The organism is Sphingobacterium paucimobilis HER1398, assembly GCF_000416985.1.
GTDB lineage: Bacteria > Bacteroidota > Bacteroidia > Sphingobacteriales > Sphingobacteriaceae > Sphingobacterium > Sphingobacterium paucimobilis.
On record NZ_ATDL01000022.1, the window covers coordinates 333,999 to 350,462 of the forward strand.

Annotated in this window: 16 protein-coding genes; 9 read left to right on the forward strand and 7 right to left on the reverse strand. The window is 39.6% G+C overall.

Annotated features, from left to right (window positions below; translation table 11 throughout):
* The first annotated feature begins 59 nt into the window (after window positions 1–59).
* The 5 genes from M472_RS45540 to M472_RS43090 all read left to right on the forward strand — a co-directional run bounded on the left by M472_RS45540 (window position 60) and on the right by M472_RS43090 (window position 2,665).
* Window positions 60–215, forward strand: coding sequence for a hypothetical protein (locus M472_RS45540; protein ID WP_158499949.1), 156 nt, complete (start codon window positions 60–62; stop codon window positions 213–215).
* 83 nt (window positions 216–298) lie between these two features.
* Window positions 299–1,273 (forward strand): helix-turn-helix transcriptional regulator, encoded by a 975-nt coding sequence (locus M472_RS43075; protein ID WP_021072180.1) that lies wholly within the window; start codon window positions 299–301, stop codon window positions 1,271–1,273.
* Between the two features lie 133 nt (window positions 1,274–1,406).
* A complete protein-coding gene (locus M472_RS43080) occupies window positions 1,407–1,745 on the forward strand; it encodes a hypothetical protein (protein WP_021072181.1) in 339 nt (112 codons plus the stop codon).
* Between the two features lie 22 nt (window positions 1,746–1,767).
* Window positions 1,768–2,250 carry a MauE/DoxX family redox-associated membrane protein gene (locus M472_RS43085; protein WP_021072182.1) on the forward strand — a complete coding sequence of 161 codons (483 nt, stop codon included), beginning with the start codon at window positions 1,768–1,770 and terminating at the stop codon, window positions 2,248–2,250.
* A gap of 100 nt (window positions 2,251–2,350) precedes the next feature.
* Window positions 2,351–2,665 (forward strand): hypothetical protein, encoded by a 315-nt coding sequence (locus tag M472_RS43090; RefSeq protein ID WP_021072183.1) that lies wholly within the window; start codon window positions 2,351–2,353, stop codon window positions 2,663–2,665.
* 73 nt (window positions 2,666–2,738) lie between these two features.
* On the opposite strand, the gene M472_RS43095 is transcribed toward M472_RS43090, so the two are convergent.
* Genes M472_RS43095 through M472_RS43105 form a run of 3 tightly spaced genes read right to left on the reverse strand, consistent with a single transcriptional unit; the run spans window position 2,739 to window position 9,030 of the window.
* A complete protein-coding gene (locus M472_RS43095; protein WP_081643238.1) occupies window positions 2,739–4,238 on the reverse strand; it encodes a TlpA family protein disulfide reductase in 1,500 nt (499 codons plus the stop codon).
* 10 nt (window positions 4,239–4,248) lie between these two features.
* A complete protein-coding gene (locus M472_RS43100) occupies window positions 4,249–5,574 on the reverse strand; it encodes a RagB/SusD family nutrient uptake outer membrane protein (protein ID WP_021072185.1) in 1,326 nt (441 codons plus the stop codon).
* A gap of 57 nt (window positions 5,575–5,631) precedes the next feature.
* On the reverse strand, window positions 5,632–9,030 hold the full coding sequence (locus M472_RS43105; protein WP_021072186.1) for a SusC/RagA family TonB-linked outer membrane protein: 3,399 nt from the start codon (window positions 9,028–9,030) through the stop codon (window positions 5,632–5,634).
* Between the two features lie 625 nt (window positions 9,031–9,655).
* Here M472_RS43105 and M472_RS43115 point away from each other — a divergent pair.
* Complete coding sequence (locus M472_RS43115; protein WP_021072188.1) at window positions 9,656–10,165, forward strand: helix-turn-helix transcriptional regulator; 510 nt, start codon at window positions 9,656–9,658, stop codon at window positions 10,163–10,165.
* 439 nt (window positions 10,166–10,604) lie between these two features.
* A complete protein-coding gene (locus M472_RS43120; RefSeq protein WP_021072189.1) occupies window positions 10,605–11,249 on the forward strand; it encodes a porin family protein in 645 nt (214 codons plus the stop codon).
* A 294-nt stretch (window positions 11,250–11,543) separates the two neighbouring features.
* Here the strand turns inward: M472_RS43120 and M472_RS43125 are convergent, their stop codons facing one another.
* The 3 genes from M472_RS43125 to M472_RS43135 all read right to left on the reverse strand — a co-directional run bounded on the left by M472_RS43125 (window position 11,544) and on the right by M472_RS43135 (window position 13,237).
* A complete protein-coding gene (locus M472_RS43125) occupies window positions 11,544–12,023 on the reverse strand; it encodes a hypothetical protein (RefSeq protein WP_021072190.1) in 480 nt (159 codons plus the stop codon).
* A gap of 235 nt (window positions 12,024–12,258) precedes the next feature.
* Window positions 12,259–12,822, reverse strand: coding sequence for a DUF4303 domain-containing protein (locus M472_RS43130; RefSeq protein ID WP_031302067.1), 564 nt, complete (start codon window positions 12,820–12,822; stop codon window positions 12,259–12,261).
* Between the two features lie 10 nt (window positions 12,823–12,832).
* On the reverse strand, window positions 12,833–13,237 hold the full coding sequence (locus tag M472_RS43135) for a hypothetical protein (protein ID WP_021072192.1): 405 nt from the start codon (window positions 13,235–13,237) through the stop codon (window positions 12,833–12,835).
* Window positions 13,238–13,472: 235 nt separating this feature from the next.
* Between M472_RS43135 and M472_RS44825 the strand changes: the two genes are divergently transcribed.
* Together M472_RS44825 and M472_RS43145 are read left to right on the forward strand one after the other, a co-directional pair.
* Window positions 13,473–14,375 (forward strand): helix-turn-helix domain-containing protein, encoded by a 903-nt coding sequence (locus tag M472_RS44825; RefSeq protein ID WP_021072193.1) that lies wholly within the window; start codon window positions 13,473–13,475, stop codon window positions 14,373–14,375.
* Between the two features lie 150 nt (window positions 14,376–14,525).
* On the forward strand, window positions 14,526–15,170 hold the full coding sequence (locus M472_RS43145) for a hypothetical protein (protein WP_158499950.1): 645 nt from the start codon (window positions 14,526–14,528) through the stop codon (window positions 15,168–15,170).
* Between the two features lie 150 nt (window positions 15,171–15,320).
* On the opposite strand, the gene M472_RS43150 is transcribed toward M472_RS43145, so the two are convergent.
* Entirely contained in the window at window positions 15,321–16,460 is a 1,140-nt protein-coding gene (locus M472_RS43150; protein WP_022829452.1) for a cytochrome-c peroxidase, read from the reverse strand.
* Between the last annotated feature and the right edge of the window lie 4 nt (window positions 16,461–16,464).

Consider the following 16,464-nt stretch of genomic DNA (forward strand, 5'->3'; position numbering starts at 1 on the left):
ACTTTCATACTGGAGACATCAGAACCATGTCCAATGTAAGTACAATTAAACCTTTAAAAATGAAAACTTACCCTTTTACACAACCAACGGCTTACGAGTCCTGTCCGAACAGACAGGCTTATACTCCGGAAAAACCATCCGACAGCCACCCCAAGAGAACCGTATTGCCCCAAAAAGGCCTATTGACCATGCGTACACGTTATAGATCGCCTTAAATATCACAGCAATACCGCATACCGCCATGCGCTATACCTCCGTGTGGCGGTCAATGAACAACTAAATAACATAAACAGTCACCATGATACGAAGCCTTTTGATACAGCCTCAGCGCTACTATCCCCATGCCCGCGAGAGCCGGCAACTACCACCAGGCAGCAGCTACCGTATGGCCTATGGCGAGAGCAAGAGCTGGCATATCGGCGACAGCTGGTGCAGTATACAATGGTACAAGAGCAAGTACATCCTGCCCTATTGTATCGAGATCGAAGCCAAGGCGCCTTTATATCTACCTGTATCGATCAGGCATCCCGATATACACTGGCAGTATATGCTACAGGGCGGCTACGGCATCAGCGAGATCGTGGATCAGGGGCTCCTTCTGACCGAAGGCTATCAGCATCAGATCTATGCCGCTTGTGGTGATTTCTTGAGCTATGTACCTATCGGGCGCCATCTGATCGTAGGCTACACTATCGTGACCGACTGGCTGGCCAAACACAGGGAGCCAGCAGCTGCCGAGCTGGAGCACCTCCATCATATCTTACTGCCAGACCAGCTCTATCGCAGCGAGCCAGCGCTTATCACCGCCGATATGCGCACCGAGCTCTACTACATACTGGAGCATCCCCAAATAACCGGCATCCAGCAGGATACCAACATCTATGCGGCTGTGGGACGCTTGCAGAGCGCTCACGATCGGCAAAATGCTGCTGCTAGCCCATCTCCATGCAGTATAGAAGAAGTAATAAAAGCAGTACGTCAGTATATCGAGGATTTATTGGACAATGAGAAGGAAATCCCTACGATAGCTCAAATCGCCGATCTATACCATATCGACAAAGACCATCTGAGCAAAATGCATAAAAAGTTCTATCAGCAGCAAAGCCTACAAGAATATATTAGCGAGAAAAGGCTGGAACGTGCCGCCCTACTCCTTAAAAATGGTATAGGCATCGTTGCAGTGTCTTACCGACTACACTATCACGACATCTCCGCCTTTAGCAATGCCTTTAAGAACAAGTACGGCGTACGTCCGAGTGAGTTCCCTTTATGAGCCCGTACCCCTCCTGCACACGGATTTTTACAAGCAATTTCACGGATACTTACAACAATCAGCCAGCATATCGTCCCTACCTTTGATTTATCAATACAGCGAAGGTCGTTGTACGGAATTGAACAAAAGGGTTATGATCATTAAACAAGACATAAAGATAAGGATACTACTGACTGTGCTATCTGTAGCTATGCTGGCCATGATCCTGTTATTTGGTTATTTCAACCGCAATAAATCCTATGGCTGTACCATCCAAATTGTAGACGCCGATAATGGTACAGTACTTATGCGCTTCGAGGCAACCTGCAAAGATGGTGGTCAAGAAACAGATCGAGACCCTTATTATACGAATCGTGTTTACAGCGTTGAGGCCTATAGCGTCGAAGATGAAAAACAGCGAAACGATAACATCCATGAAAACAACTTTTGGAACGCCGAGCGGGATGCCTGGCACCAAGCAGACATAAAATAACGCTTATAAAACGATTAGAAGCATGAACAAATTAAAACGCATCATCATCCAAGCACCGCGCTATATAATAGCTTTCTTGCTGTTCTATACGGCCGCCAAGAAATTCGTGAACTATGACGCCCATCTGGCGCATATCAGAGATGTCGGGATTGTACCCGCAGGCATAGCCGATAGCGCAGCAATAGCCAGTATAGCTGTAGAAGCAGGGGTAGCCTTGCTGCTGGTACTCAACTACAGAAAGGCGCAGGTACTGGGATGCTGTATTTTGATCCTGCTCATGCTGGCCTACAGCCGCTACGTGTATTTTATCCAGAATAAGGCACTATTTGTCCCTTGTTCTTGCGAGGGTATACACGGAAAACTAAGCTGGACAATGCACTACTGGATCAACGGCAGCATTGCTGTCTTAGCTCTAGCGATGCTGTACATGCTGTATCGTATGCATAAGCAAAAAAATGATGAAGCCCTAGGAAAAGGCTCCATCAAAACAGTACAAACAATTTAAATAATTGCGTATGAAATATCCATGTAGCAATAACTACTCAAACAACACTAAAAATACATTGGATATTCCATATGCCCATTTAAAAGCAAATCATTAACATATGAACACGCTAAAATCAATTTTATTAGGAACATTCATCGCTGTTGGCGGCATAGCGCTAGCGATGAATGCGAAAACACAAGAGTCGATATGTTCAGAGGTTGGACATAATGGTTATAGTTATCCTCAGGGACAAACCCCTCCAGCAACATCCAATCCGAGCAATTTGCCTGCAGGAATGGCATATGCTGGAAAATATGAAGTACCGGGTGGTTTTTCTTGTACAACAAACGACGAAAGAACCTGTCACTGGGCATATAACACGGCTACTTCCTCATGGGTCCCTTGTGACGGTGACTACGTTGATTTACCCTAGACTGGATAAAATAGTAGTAATAACAAAGTATTAACCAATCCTCTAGCGAAGCTACCCCCGTTAGAGGATTTTATTATTTTAATGCGCGCTCTATTGCTTCTTTAAGCCCTTCCCTAGTCCGGATATTAAAATCACCATTTACTAATCTGTAATCTTTGCCGTACAGCAAAGGATAAGGGTATGCCGTTATTTGATAATATTCTATCATAGGATGTTTATAGCCTTTATTTTCTGTAAACAAATGTACACCGCTCTTCGGAAGAAAGTCTTGCTTGTTCAACATTCTTTTAAAAGTTTCGTAATTATCTGTTGATATCGTAATAAAGACAACATTGGGATTATCCTTATATAACTCTTTTATTGGCCCAACGACATCCCTCATATAATGGTGACAAGCTAAGCAGGAGGCAAACCAAAAGTCTATAAAAACTATTTTTCCCCTATACTCTTCGGCTTTATGGTATCTTCCATTAACATCGGGTAAAGAAAAGGAGTAACCTATCTCTCCCTCTAATAGCCCCTTTAATATAGACACTTTTTCTAGACTATAGGGCTCCTTAATCAAACTCAGTGCATCACTCAAGACCTCCTCATTGGGACTAAACTGAAACCAATTTAACAAAAAAGAAGCTATGACTCGATCTCTAACTTTTAAGGGCTTAATAAAATTCTTAATATAATAGTAGCATTTTTCCACATCCATTTTGCCATTATTTAGACTTCTAAATGATGCCATCGAATACTTCAACAAATAATCCATATACTTAGGGGAAAGGATATCCTTATCGCGTGTATGTCCAAGGTCATATCCTCCCTGATCAAGGTACCGTTGCAACTCTATTCGTAAAGCAGAATCCACAGCTCCACTGTTTTCTCTGTAAAAATGCAAGTGATGCATCTGCCTTCCAATAAAGTCACCATAGTAGCCCTTTACCTGTCTTTCTAGCAAACTATAAATCTCACTACTCCAAGTATGTTTGTAATTAAGCAGCAGAGACAAAGCCCTATCCTGAAGTTTATAAAGCAGGTCAAATTGGTTAGTTGGGTAGACTGAACTTAAGGAGTCCATCGCTTTCATTCTATAATCTTCTTCACCTAATAGTTTTACTTGCCATAATGCGTCATATTTAGATGCCCCCCTCCCAGTAAACATGCCTTCCCAGTTATCATTTATTATCGGAACATTACCGTCGTACCCAACTTCTGATGGTTTAAAGCTACCTTTCTTAGGTTTTAAAAAAACATGTACACTATCACCTTGCTGAAGTAAAAACTCGCGTAAAATCGTAAAGAAAGGAGTTTGACCTCTTTTTTGAAAACTTAGTCCCATGCTTATCCAAGTATGCTCATCTAAATCATCAATATTAAAACTATACACGCCGTCCTTATTATCAGCGGCAAGCATCTGAATAGGATTTCTAAACGGCTCTGTAATACGGTCTTTTTGCATATATAAAATCAAAGTGTCGTCAGGTGCCAATACTGGAGCATGGACAAATAATTGAGCATCCCCTTGAGCTAACAGAGCCACCATGCTCCATTGAAAGAGTATATAAATAATTATCTTTTTCATAAGAATTTCTTTATTTCCTCAAGTTCTGAGGAATTCCAGAGGACTTAATTTCATTAACTGGTATAGGAAAGAGCCATTTCGGACTGTTAGGTGACAACGTATAAGTCTTTTCACCTAAGGTTCTAGTTAAGGTAATATTAGCCCCATCTCTGTTATAACGCTTTAAATCCGACCAACGGAGTCCACGAAAAATCAATTGCTTTCTTCGCTCTTGCAGTATGATACTTAAAGCTTCCTCTTTTGTGCCAGCTACTTTATCTACGTAAGAACTATGAACATGCTTTAATAAATGATTCAACGTAGCTATTGCCTGATCCTTATCTCCTAATCGAACCTCACACTCCGCTTTTATTAAATATTGCTCATCGCTATCTAAACCCCTAAAAAAATAATTACCTAATTTATAGGGTGATATATAATACGTGTTTCCATTTGTATTAAGCTTAAAAAAACTTTGTCTAAGATCGCTAAGCTCAAATGTTATGACAAGGTCGCTTTTGATTTGAATATTTTGGTTGTTTGAGTGAATAAAAGGTCCGTTACCATCTAAACCCATGTATAATGTCTTCTTATAATCAAGGGAACCCGTATTCAGATCTACTAAGCCATCATGCGCATTTATAGAACTTGTAGACTTGATTAAAGCCTCCTCATAATTCCCCATAGCAAGAAGCACTCTTGCCCACAAGGCATAAACAGCTGCTTGTGATGGTCGTCCAAAATCCACTTCCGATTGCACCAAAGGTGCTGCATCTTTCAGATCGTTTAAGAGACGGGCATAAACCTCTTCAACGGAGTTGCGCTGGACTTTTTCGTTCACATCGGACAGCAAAGGGATAGGAACTCCAGGATCTTTATTTGCTGTAGGTTTATTATAAGCAGGTGCATATAGCTGAGCTAGGTTGTATAGCGCCCAAGCACGCAGGAACAAAGCCGTTCCATGTACCTGATTGTGTTGCTTTTTATTTCCATCAGTAACTGTTATCTTCTCTAAACCCTCCAGGACCACATTCGAATAAAATATCTGCGAGTAGCTTCGCTCCCAGTTAGCCAAGTCGCTTTCTATGGTTTCATAAATATCATTCGCCCATATGTAGGAGTTTTTTATCAATGTAGGTCGAGACAACCAATATGTCTCTTCCAGATAATAGTCATCTGCTAACACATCCAGCATATCCGGATAGGCGTAAACCAGATTTCCATAGTTCATCAATTGTTCAAAATCATCTAGAGTCGTCGGCACGACCGTACTAGAACTTGGCTTGATATCCAAGAATCCATCGCCACAGGACATCAACCCCATGACGATAAAAAATATAATTAGCTTTTTCATCATTTTCTTTTTTTATTAAACATTAGCTAGTTGCCATTAGCTATAAGCCATAAGCTGTTCCTAAAAATTAGCATTCACACCCAAGGAATAAGTTCGCACAGCTGGATAAACCATCGTATTCCCATAAACGGCATCAGGATCAAATCCCAACCTGTTGGCAGCCCATAGTAGCCCAAGGTTATTGGCATAGCCATAAACCTGTAAGGAAGAAAATCCCATTTTAGGTAGCTTGACGGTATATCCCAATCGGATATCACGCAAACGAATATGATCTCCCCGGTCGACAAGATGTTCTGTCATATTATAGAATGTCTCCCGATTAGCGACGACTGGATAGATAGCTGCTGGCACATGTGTATTTAACTCATCCCCTGCCTTCTGCCAACGGTTCATATAATCGTATTGAAATGGCATATTCATATAAGATGAAACGTCATAAAGTAATCCATAACTCAGTCCTTTACGACGGACATAATATCCAAACTGGGCAGAGATATTAAAAGAAAGATCAAATGCCTTATACTGAAAAGTATTACGAATGGAACCAAACAGATTCGGCGTAGCACGACCCCGGTATACATAATCATCCAATCTTGTGTTATTATAGATATTCGTATAATCCTGTGATAGCTGTCCATGGAGATATCCTTGCGGTTGTCCGTGTGCATCCAAACCTGCAGAAGCAAAGGAATACATCCCATATAATGGCTTACCTTCAATAGGATACTCTCCTAGATTACTCGTAAGGTACATGCGATCTGAACTTGGCTTTCTTTTATAATCCGTCACCTTTTCATTCGTATAGGATAAGATCAAATCGGACTGCCAGAGGAAATCCTGTGTTTGGATGTTTTTTCCAGTCAAATTCAAATCCCAACCCGATCCCTTTAGCGAAGACCAATTACCATATAGCGTCGTTACTCCAGACGAAGGGTTGATCGGAGAAGAACTCAATAAGTCAGTAGCTTTCTTGCGGTAGTACTCCAAAGATCCCGATAGCCTACTATTAAAAGCAGAGAAATCGGCAGCTAAATTACTCATCCTTACATTCTCCCAACTCAGCTGAGGATTTGGAGGGTTAGTTATTGTTTGATATATTTTGTTGGTATAGTAAAATGGACTGGATGAGATAGCAGAAGTAATATAAGCCGATCTTCCACTCACATTTCCCGTGTAGCCATGTGTGGCTCGTATCACGAGTTTTGATAGCCAATCCACTTTGTAAAAATCTTCTTCATGCAATTGCCAACGGGCTCCTGCCGACCAAAATGGACGTCCACGCTGATTGATATCCACACCAAATATGTTTGCCTCGTCCTTACGTGCGGAGAATGTCACGGTATAGCGCTTATCGTAGGTATAGGAAGCATTTCCGAAATACAATCTGTTTCTATTTAAAGTCGTAAGACGAGACAGATTTATTGGGATCACATTATTAGCCACCCCTAAATTACCGGTCAGGTATTGTCCATATCGCTCGGTAGCATCAAACGGAACATAAGTCTCCGTCTCCTCTTGATACCCCATCATGACAGGCATAATGCGCTCTAAAGTATTTCTGCTGTTAACCTCTATCCCACCGACTAAATGAAAATCATGAATGTCCTTCCATTTTTTATCGACATTAAAACTACCACGAAAATAATGTGCGCTCTGACCGAAGTTTGTCTGATTGAGACGGGCACCATCGGGTATAGCCGAGGTTGCAATCCCAGTGGTATAATCAATCTGTGTGAACCGATTGTACAGATCACGCATTTCAAAATAGTTCGCCTCTTGCAATGTATTGTTCTCGCTATAGCTCCGTCTATATTGATAATTTGCAGAAAACCCTAACCAGTCCAACGGTTTATAACTGATACTGGGCCTAAGCTGATAGCTGACCTGATCGATAACTCGTTTGAATTGTCCTGGATTTTCTAAAGGATAAAAGCCCCAGTCTTTCAGTAGTCCCATCCCAACGGTATCTATATAACTTTGCCGAAGCCCTTGTGCATTAAATCCTCCTCCAATTGATAGCGGATTACCATTTTCATCTGCTATCTTATCATAAAGCACCTGAAACATAGGATTTGCGCCTATATTTTGTTTATCTGACGAAAACTGCAAGTCTGTATCAAATACCAATTTGTTATTCAACATTTTATAGCTATTACGTGCCTGTAGGGTAACTCGCTGCGTATTTTGACCGGAGATATTACCCAGATTCTTGTCATATCCGGCCGAGAAGTAATAATTATGCTGCTTGGCTCCCCCGCTGAAATTGACAGCTCCTTTGTACAGCTGTACCGAACGGTATACATATCTATTCAAATCACGACGTACATCCTGCGTCTTGAGTTGTGCGATACGTCTTTCCATCTCGGCCTTATCGATATGTCCATTCCTTTCAGCTAGCAAAGCTTCAATGGTTGGGGTGATATATGGATAGATTTGATTGATGGTTCCATCCCAAGCTCCCTCTCCGTATAAAAAGCGTTCGATATCGATCACCTCGTTCATAGGTATTGTAGGGTTGTAATAGAGATTGGGCTTTTCGCTGATCGACATATCGGTTCGTACCGACACCTTAAGGGGCTGTTCAAAGCGCCCCTTTTTAGATGTCAGTACAATCACACCGTTACCAGCTCGTGCTCCCCAAATAGACGAAGCTGCGGCATCTTGCAATACCGTAACGGACTCAATATCCTCCGGATTGATGGTATTAATATCCCCTTCAAATGGAAAGTTGTCCAGAATGATTAGCGGCTCGGCATTCGCAAATAAAGTACTGATACCACGAATGGACATCGAAGGCCTGTTAGAAGCAAATGTCGTTGCCCCTACCTGATTATTATTAAAAATCAATCCCCGAGTCACGCCATTTAACCGATCCAAGATATTGGAACCGACGGTACGACTTAACAACTTATTATCGATATGAACGAACGAACCTGTAGCTCTTTCTTCAGGAACTCGGAAATAACCCGTTTCTGCTACGATAGCAACAGTATCAATTTGCTTCGTATCTCTTTCTAAGACTTCCAGTAGATTGATTATAAAAGGTCCGCGATTAATAGTATCAAATGGAACATATATTGGTTTAGTAAGCTTATTATGTCCAATGCGCAATACGCCAGATTCAAGGTATACACCCCGAAAAGAAAAGGTTCCATCATTTTGTGAGTAAACATAGATATCTGTTCCTTCTATACTGATATGACTTCTTAGGCTAAGCGTACTATCTGAAGATACCACCTTACCTTTTAAATACGGTCTATACACTTGACTGATCTCAGGAGCCTTTACGGCAGTCCCGAGTTTACCTCGGGGCTGCGCAAAGACTTTACTAAACAACACACAGAAAATCATAGGTAGCATGTATATGATCAGCGAAACACGCTTCTTTTTTTGTTTTATAGATTGGACATAACGTTGTCGATAGGGCAATTCACTTCCACCCCTAAAAAAATCTTTCATTTTTAAGTTCATTAGGTGTGACCTAATGAAGGCGGGTCAGAGCGTTACTTCTATCAATAACCAACCGTACCTAATCCTCGATCAGGTCACACGGTTTAAATAAAATCTATTAATTGATTTGTCTAGCGCTTTTTTTTTGATGTATAATTTGGTTTAATCGGCTATAATATACGCGTAGATCTTGAAATTGTACGAATCAGTTGCGAACCTATTCAGGTCCTTTGATGATGTTTTTTTGTAGTTGCTTATTAGTTCTTATCATAACTCACTTTTATTAGGGTATCAAAGCGAGTCTCCTTGAGAAAAACAGGGACAGTCCTGTGTTCCATGGCCGATTCCAGAAAATTTTGAGCCCAGAGCAGCACATGAAACAGCAAGACCCGTCCCTGAAAATGTAAAAATATACATTTTTTTAAAAAGTTCTGGGTTTACCTTGCCGCCTTCATCCCTGGGCTCAATCATGGAATCTGAAGACTCTTATATATATAATTTGGACTACACTGTCCTACCTTCCTGTTTTACATGTTATTAAATAATTAATTTCCTTCACAAATATAATAAAACAATTTCAAAATGAATAATATTTTATACAAAATGTCACTATTTAAATCTTTCCATTTGTATAATGGAGTTAACAATAGAAGTTTTGCAACCCAATATCATAGAAATCCGAGATGCAACAGGATTAAGTCAAGAGAATTTTGCTCTACTTTGCGAGTTTTCAAGGGCTACTTTAACCAATATCGAAAATGGTAAATCTCTTCCTTCAACTACTACATTAAATAAAATATCAAGTTTCACTAATATTGGTATAGAAAAAATAACGAAGAGAGACTTTATCCCACCTATTAACTTACGAGAGAAACTACAAAAGAAATACTCTAACGACCCAACAAAATCGGTACTCTTGGAACAAGTACCATCTGTTCCCTATATAATTAAATATAGATTACTTAAAACTACTTTTCTAGATTCGTTTCGGGAGAGGTTAGAAATATTAACATATATTAAAAACAAGTATGGATGGGAAATCAATCCTAATACATTAACTACTAACTTAAAACGGTTAAATAACAAATTGATAATAGAACCAAACCCTAAGCATAATAAAGGGTATGTATATAAAAAGTTATAGGTTCCCTAAAGTCCTAGATATAACACCAAAAGTCTATAACGACATCTAAGCAAATATTGCCGATGTTACCATTACTCGTCTGTTCGAATTGGTCCATATTTTTGGATGCACTGCTGAGTATATTTTAGGGTATCATCAAAAGCCGTCCGGTATTACTAACAACTTCAACAACTACGAGGGTAATGCAGGCGTGACCATTATGTATCAAAAACGGTAAGCCTTCATACTCCCGAACATAATAAATTTAATAGTGCTTTTCAAAAACTATAAAGATTAACTTTCGAACTTTAAACCTGAATCTGATCAATCTGACTTATTCGGCAACTTCTAATAAAGCCAATATCTACTTCGAAAGCAGGACTAAAAACTGATATACATAATTTTTAGTGAAAAATATAAAAAACAATTAAAATAACTTATTTTCGTTAAAAAAAAAGAAATGAAAAAAGAAATAACCACATTCCTAGTATTATGTTCCCTAAGCACAGCTGCTATAGCTCAGATAAATTATGGTGTTAAAGGAGGAGTAAATCTGGGTAAATCTAGTTATTCTGAAGCTAATTTTAAAGACTATCAGACAAATAACGTATCTTTTTACATTACAGGATATAGCGAGTTTAGTATAGCAAAAAATACAGCTATGCAACCTGGGATATCCTTGCAAGGTAAAGGTGATAAATACAAGTTTGATAAAAATAATTTGGATGGCAGTGTCACTTGGAGCACTATGTCCATAGAAATCCCTGTCAATGCAGTTTATTATATTCCTACTGGTGCATCAGGATCTTTTTTTCTGGGAGCAGGTCCTTATATTGGCTTTAATATCAGTGGAAAACAAAAAGCTACAGGTAATATTGACAATTGGGTGAGCAATGGTAGTAAAAACCTAAAATTCACTGGTAGTGAAAAGGATATGAACCTTATAGATGCAGGTTTGAATTTTATGGGCGGCTATAAGTTGAACAATGGATTATTAGTCAATGTAGGTTATGGTTTAGGTTTAAGTAATCTATCACCGAGTAATGACTCCGAAAGAAAATTATCAAATAGAACATTTTCGTTCGGGATCGGGTATCAACTTTAAGGATACCCGATATAGGTCTGGGGCTTGGCATTTATCAAGGATGAGGGCCTAGTCTACCAAACTAAACGGCCTTATATCTTGTATGAACAATAACATTTTATGGATTACCGATCCACTAGACACTTGACCTCATTACCGTATGCATCTAATGTGGTCCTAGGTAATCTTGACAAATAAAACCACTTTACGAACGTACCTGTAAAGACAATGGCCATTAATGACATAGCAATGGCAGCTATTTTGATCCTTCCTGCTAATAATTAAGAAAACAGTAATAAAGTTTTACAATTTTCCTTAATATTGAAATTGTAGATTTACAACTTCACCAACAACAACAGCCTGTTGTTTAATGTCCTTTACAACATCTCCGTTGATCTCTGCCTTATAACTGTAAACAATAGGCGAACTCAAACTTCCTCCATCCGCAGAATTATTATTAACAATGCTTAAACCAGCCGTTATGGTTACGACAGGGTTTAAGAGCTCAACAACACAAACAGCTCCAGACTTTAACACGTCTTCAGTTACATGTATCAGATTTTGATTAGATTTAGTTTCACCATTCACTTTCCATATTGTCGTATTTCCCTCTGCGTTGGCTGAAGAAAAACCAAAATGACCAATATCATCTTTCTCTAGTCCTTCTATTGAAAAGGTAAACTTTGCTGTCTTCACTTTGTTCGAATGTATATCTTGTTGCTCATTCTTACTACAACTTGCCAAAGAAAAACACAACAATGTTGCCATTATAAAAAGCAATTTAAAGTTTTTCATAAATCATATATTTATTATTGCATTGACAAAACTAATTTTTTAATCACTTTTCGACAATACCTATAAGTAGGAGTTTTAAACCTACTATTTATAGGTAGTTCGTGAAGTTTGATACTGATCCTAGTGACTTCGGAGCGGCTTTATACATCTTATGGGGTCAAAGCTCTTGGAGCTATGCTCTTAGCTACTCCCCAATCACTCATAGGCTTTGGGAGACCTAGCCTGCAAGTAAGAGCTATCTTCGCCATGTCTTCATCCAATCCAAATACTGTTGTCTGTAGGGGTTGTCGTTCAGTAAGGTAATCATATCCTTCAGCTTCTCCCGATCGTATTCATAATCTGTTACCGAAAACATTAGGAAAATATCCCTACCGGCCAGTTTTCTAAAAAAATCCTCCTGTTTTAGCTTTAACAATACATCATGGCAGGTTTGATACAAGGTCTGCTGGAATTCCACGAATTCTTCGTCATCTTCATCATCCTCGTCATCGTCGTCACTATCTTCGTCGTCATCCTCTGGAAAGTCGGCTTCAATGGCATCGTACAGTTCATTGCAGATTTTGTTGAACTCCTTGTCTGCCCCATCGGCTTCGTAACGCCATTCGGCAGGCTCAAAGGTGTAATATACCAGGTCTCTCTGGGGGGCAGTTGCCAGAAACTCTTTCGTGTTGGTCGATGGGCAAACGGTCATAGCTCCCTCGTCGCTGTATAAAGCAAAAGCATATATTCCCTCATCGGCATGATCGGCCACTATCTCCTGAAAGGCTTTCCGAGTGGCGACTTCTATCTTTATCGCCAGATTGTCAAAATCAAAGTTCTTTTTTTAAGTCATTATTATCGGTTACAATGTCATCCGTTCCAAAATCATTTTCGATCCAGCCGTGGAATCCCATACACATGCCGTCCCCATGAAGAGTATCCAACTCTTCCACGACCTTATCTTCCTTATAAAGCACGATATTCGTTTGTAGAGCTAATCGATAGCTTTCATTTTCTAAATCACCGAAGACCCCGTCCATCTGCATCATCATACCATATAGGGTGTTGTCAATCGCTGCCAGCTGGGCCGCACGTAGAGCGTCATCTGTATCGGGAGGAATTTTACCAATAGCGTATTTTCGAATATTCTCAAAAATAATATAACCTGCTCCATGTTGAAGCCAAAGCTCGCGGTCTCGCTCGCCAGATGGTGGTTGGGCTAATTCTTTATTCATTAGCCCAAGGTATTAAATATTATTGTTATCATACTTTAAAATTCCGTTTCATGCTGACAGGCAATATTACAACCTAATACTGAAAATGACAATCCCTATTGTCAGCTATATTTTGCTGTTATTGGCAATTAGTTAGACAAGGATCTCTTGGAGTTATAGATAGACATTTTATTGAAATTAATTGGTTCAAGGTTTATTTCTTTTTGTATTTTAGTCATAGTTAACCAATTAACGCATGCAAGTAAAATTTTACGAAACCGATCCATTACTAAAAGATCATATACTCATGTTTGCTTTTGCCGAGCTATCGGCCGAAGAACTGTCTATGACCAAGTTTCTTCCAGATAATGCGACTTCACTAACTTTGTTTTTGAATACTGATCCTTTTGTAAGAGACCATTTTACAGGAGATATCGTTAATTACAGAATTGCTTTTGCGGGACAGTATTCAAAATCGGTACTATATACACCTAAGGAAGATATTCGTATCATCAATGTAGACTTTCTTCCATGGGGAGCTTATTCTATTTTTGGAATCGAACAATCGCAATTGCATAATGTCACTTCTGATGCTACAGAACTATTTCCCGAGCTTAAAAAACTCTTGCCTGATTTGGAAAATCACTTACACGATGATGCATATTGCGTGCGTATTTTAGAGTCTTTTTTAATTGACGAACTGCGAAAAAGAACACAAACAACCGATGAAAGGATTATTAAATCCTGTCAACAGATTACAGAGAACCTTGGTCGAGTCCGGATAAAAGATCTTTGCAAAAATGTAGGTATGTCACATTCGGGATTTACTAATTATTTTACAGCAATGATAGGTGTTAACCCCAAATTATTTGGACGTGTCGCCCGGTTTACAGCCGTTCAGAACTTTCTGGGAGAGAATCCAAATGCGGGTTGGAGTGATATTGTCTATCAATTCGACTACTTCGATCAAAACCATTTCATCCGAGAGTTTAAAAAATTTACTGGAGCAGTTCCCAAAGACAGAAGACAATGGGAAGCCTTGTTTGATCCGCTCAAGAGAGCCATAGAAGAGGGCTTGACCGTAGATAATGAGCAGATGAAAAAATATCGGGATGCTTCACTATATCAGATTTTGCACTACATGGATGAGGACGTCTAATGATACCGTTGGAGAACGCCTCAAGAAATATTTATAGCATAAAGTCAATTTTACGATTTTATGCTATTTTTTTTTCGTCTCTTTTTTTTGCTTTGCTTATTGTTTTATGAACTTAAAAACATCACCCTAATTATAAAAAAAGAAAAAGATATGAAAACAATGACTAAAATAGCTTTCGCGATGCTAGCGATGATGCTCACCTTTACTTCTTGTGATCCTGAAGACGGTATTGATGGAATTGATGGTATCGACGGGATTGATGGAAAAAATGGAGAACAAGGTATTCCAGGGCAAAACGGGAATGCCAACGTGAATGTTGATGTTTTTGAGCTAAAGAGTACCGATTGGCAATGGAATTCATTTTATGGATTTTCAACATCGCCTTCATCATTCACCGAATATTATACTAGATTTTATGACAGGAACATCCCCTCTTTGACGGAAGATTTTATCACAAAGGAAGGTATTGTGCTGGTATATATGCAGAACTCCCCCCTATCAAGTCCTCTGTCTTATACACCGTTACCTTTTGTAATACTTAATGCTGATCAAGAGTATGAATATCATTATAGATATGAAATAAGGAAAGGCAAGCTGCGGTTCCATTTTTTCCTCAGTGCTCTACGCAATAACGCTGTACTACCCCAACTGAGTACTTATAACATGCCTACAGCTAAATTCAAAGTTGTTGTCTTAACAGGTACGATGAAGACGGATTTGACTGCTGCTAAAATAGATATCAATAATCTAGAAGCTGTCCATAAATTTTTAAAGAGTGCTGATAAAAATAAATAATGAAAGACGCTGTTTTAAGGAGAAATGAATACTCTTAGGCTGATATTTAATCTATGCTGCTTAGATAATAATCATAAACTTCCCTGCTGAAAACAGGGAAGTTTATGATTTACAGAAGCTACTTTCAGCGACTTCTCAAGAAAAATTTCGCTAATCCAACTCTGGCAGAGAGGGACGTTTTACACTCATCGGAACAGAAGAAATAGCCTCAAGAAAACGAACAATAGCATTTCGTTCCTCTATCGTAAGATTTAGTGGCTTTAGTAATGGATCTTGTTTGGGAAATAAAGGAGATTCTTCCTGCCCTTTTCGCGGTCTTGGCTGAGGCATTCCTGCGTTATACATATTGACCACCAAAAACAAATCCTGAAATGAACCATCGTGAAACCATGGACCAGTTCTAGCAGCATTGCGCAGCGAAGGGGTTCTGAATTTACCTACATCTTCTGGGTTGCCAGTGACATCATAGCGACCTAAATCTTGCTTCTCAGTACCGAAGCGAGAAAACCCTAAATTATGATAGCTAAAATCTGTAAAAAATGGTCCATTATGACAATTTATGCACCTTGCCTTGGTGCGAAAAAGGTGTAAACCATATACTTGCTCATCGGAGAGCGCTCGATATCTACCATCTAAAAAATTATCAAACCGGGTACGATGTGAGGCTAAGCTTTTGATATAACTACTCAGCGCTATACCCAAACTTTCTTCGTCTAGGGTTTTCTTAGCAAAAGCACGATGTATAAAAGGAGTATAACCGGATACGGCATTAATATGCTCCAAAGCGACCTCTATGGGGGTATTCATTTCTAACGGATCGACCAATGGCTGTAAAGCTCCCTTTCCAGAATTCTCGACCCGCCCCAACCAGAATAACTCTTGCTGAATCCATACATTCTGCAAAGACATAGTGTTCCTTTTACCAACGCGGTGATTGTGTCCTATGGCTATCTGACGCCCATCGGTCCAACTAAGATCTGGGGCGTGGCAGGAAGAACAGGATATTTGCTTTGTTGCACTCAGACGAGGTTCAAAAAACAGCATCTTGCCCAATAATTGTCGCGCCCGCTCTACCGAGTCCAAAGTAGACAATGCAGGCGGGGATACCAAAGTACCAAGTTCGACCCAATGAACTCCGCTATCTACAAATGGGGCAGGCCACAATCGGCTGTCTTGTTCATATGACTTCCTGAGCAAAGCAAGATCAGGAGTTTCCTCTTTCTTGTTAAAGGCAACTATGATGACGACGCCCAATAACAAAAACAATAAAACGACAAACCTTCTTTTCAACCTA

What these genes read in the sequence shown, in the direction of transcription:
- M472_RS43080 (WP_021072181.1), top strand. Translation starts at nt 1,407, where the DNA reads ATGATCATTAAACAAGACATAAAGATAAGGATACTACTGACTGTGCTA.
- M472_RS43125 (WP_021072190.1), bottom strand. Translation starts at nt 12,023, where the DNA reads ATGAAAAACTTTAAATTGCTTTTTATAATGGCAACATTGTTGTGTTTT.
- M472_RS43115 (WP_021072188.1), top strand. Translation starts at nt 9,656, where the DNA reads ATGGAGTTAACAATAGAAGTTTTGCAACCCAATATCATAGAAATCCGA.
- M472_RS43095 (WP_081643238.1), bottom strand. Translation starts at nt 4,238, where the DNA reads ATGAAAAAGATAATTATTTATATACTCTTTCAATGGAGCATGGTGGCT.
- M472_RS45540 (WP_158499949.1), top strand. Translation starts at nt 60, where the DNA reads ATGAAAACTTACCCTTTTACACAACCAACGGCTTACGAGTCCTGTCCG.
- M472_RS43105 (WP_021072186.1), bottom strand. Translation starts at nt 9,030, where the DNA reads ATGAAAGATTTTTTTAGGGGTGGAAGTGAATTGCCCTATCGACAACGT.
- M472_RS43090 (WP_021072183.1), top strand. Translation starts at nt 2,351, where the DNA reads ATGAACACGCTAAAATCAATTTTATTAGGAACATTCATCGCTGTTGGC.
- M472_RS44825 (WP_021072193.1), top strand. Translation starts at nt 13,473, where the DNA reads ATGCAAGTAAAATTTTACGAAACCGATCCATTACTAAAAGATCATATA.
- M472_RS43075 (WP_021072180.1), top strand. Translation starts at nt 299, where the DNA reads ATGATACGAAGCCTTTTGATACAGCCTCAGCGCTACTATCCCCATGCC.
- M472_RS43135 (WP_021072192.1), bottom strand. Translation starts at nt 13,237, where the DNA reads ATGAATAAAGAATTAGCCCAACCACCATCTGGCGAGCGAGACCGCGAG.
- M472_RS43100 (WP_021072185.1), bottom strand. Translation starts at nt 5,574, where the DNA reads ATGATGAAAAAGCTAATTATATTTTTTATCGTCATGGGGTTGATGTCC.
- M472_RS43120 (WP_021072189.1), top strand. Translation starts at nt 10,605, where the DNA reads ATGAAAAAAGAAATAACCACATTCCTAGTATTATGTTCCCTAAGCACA.
- M472_RS43145 (WP_158499950.1), top strand. Translation starts at nt 14,526, where the DNA reads ATGAAAACAATGACTAAAATAGCTTTCGCGATGCTAGCGATGATGCTC.
- M472_RS43085 (WP_021072182.1), top strand. Translation starts at nt 1,768, where the DNA reads ATGAACAAATTAAAACGCATCATCATCCAAGCACCGCGCTATATAATA.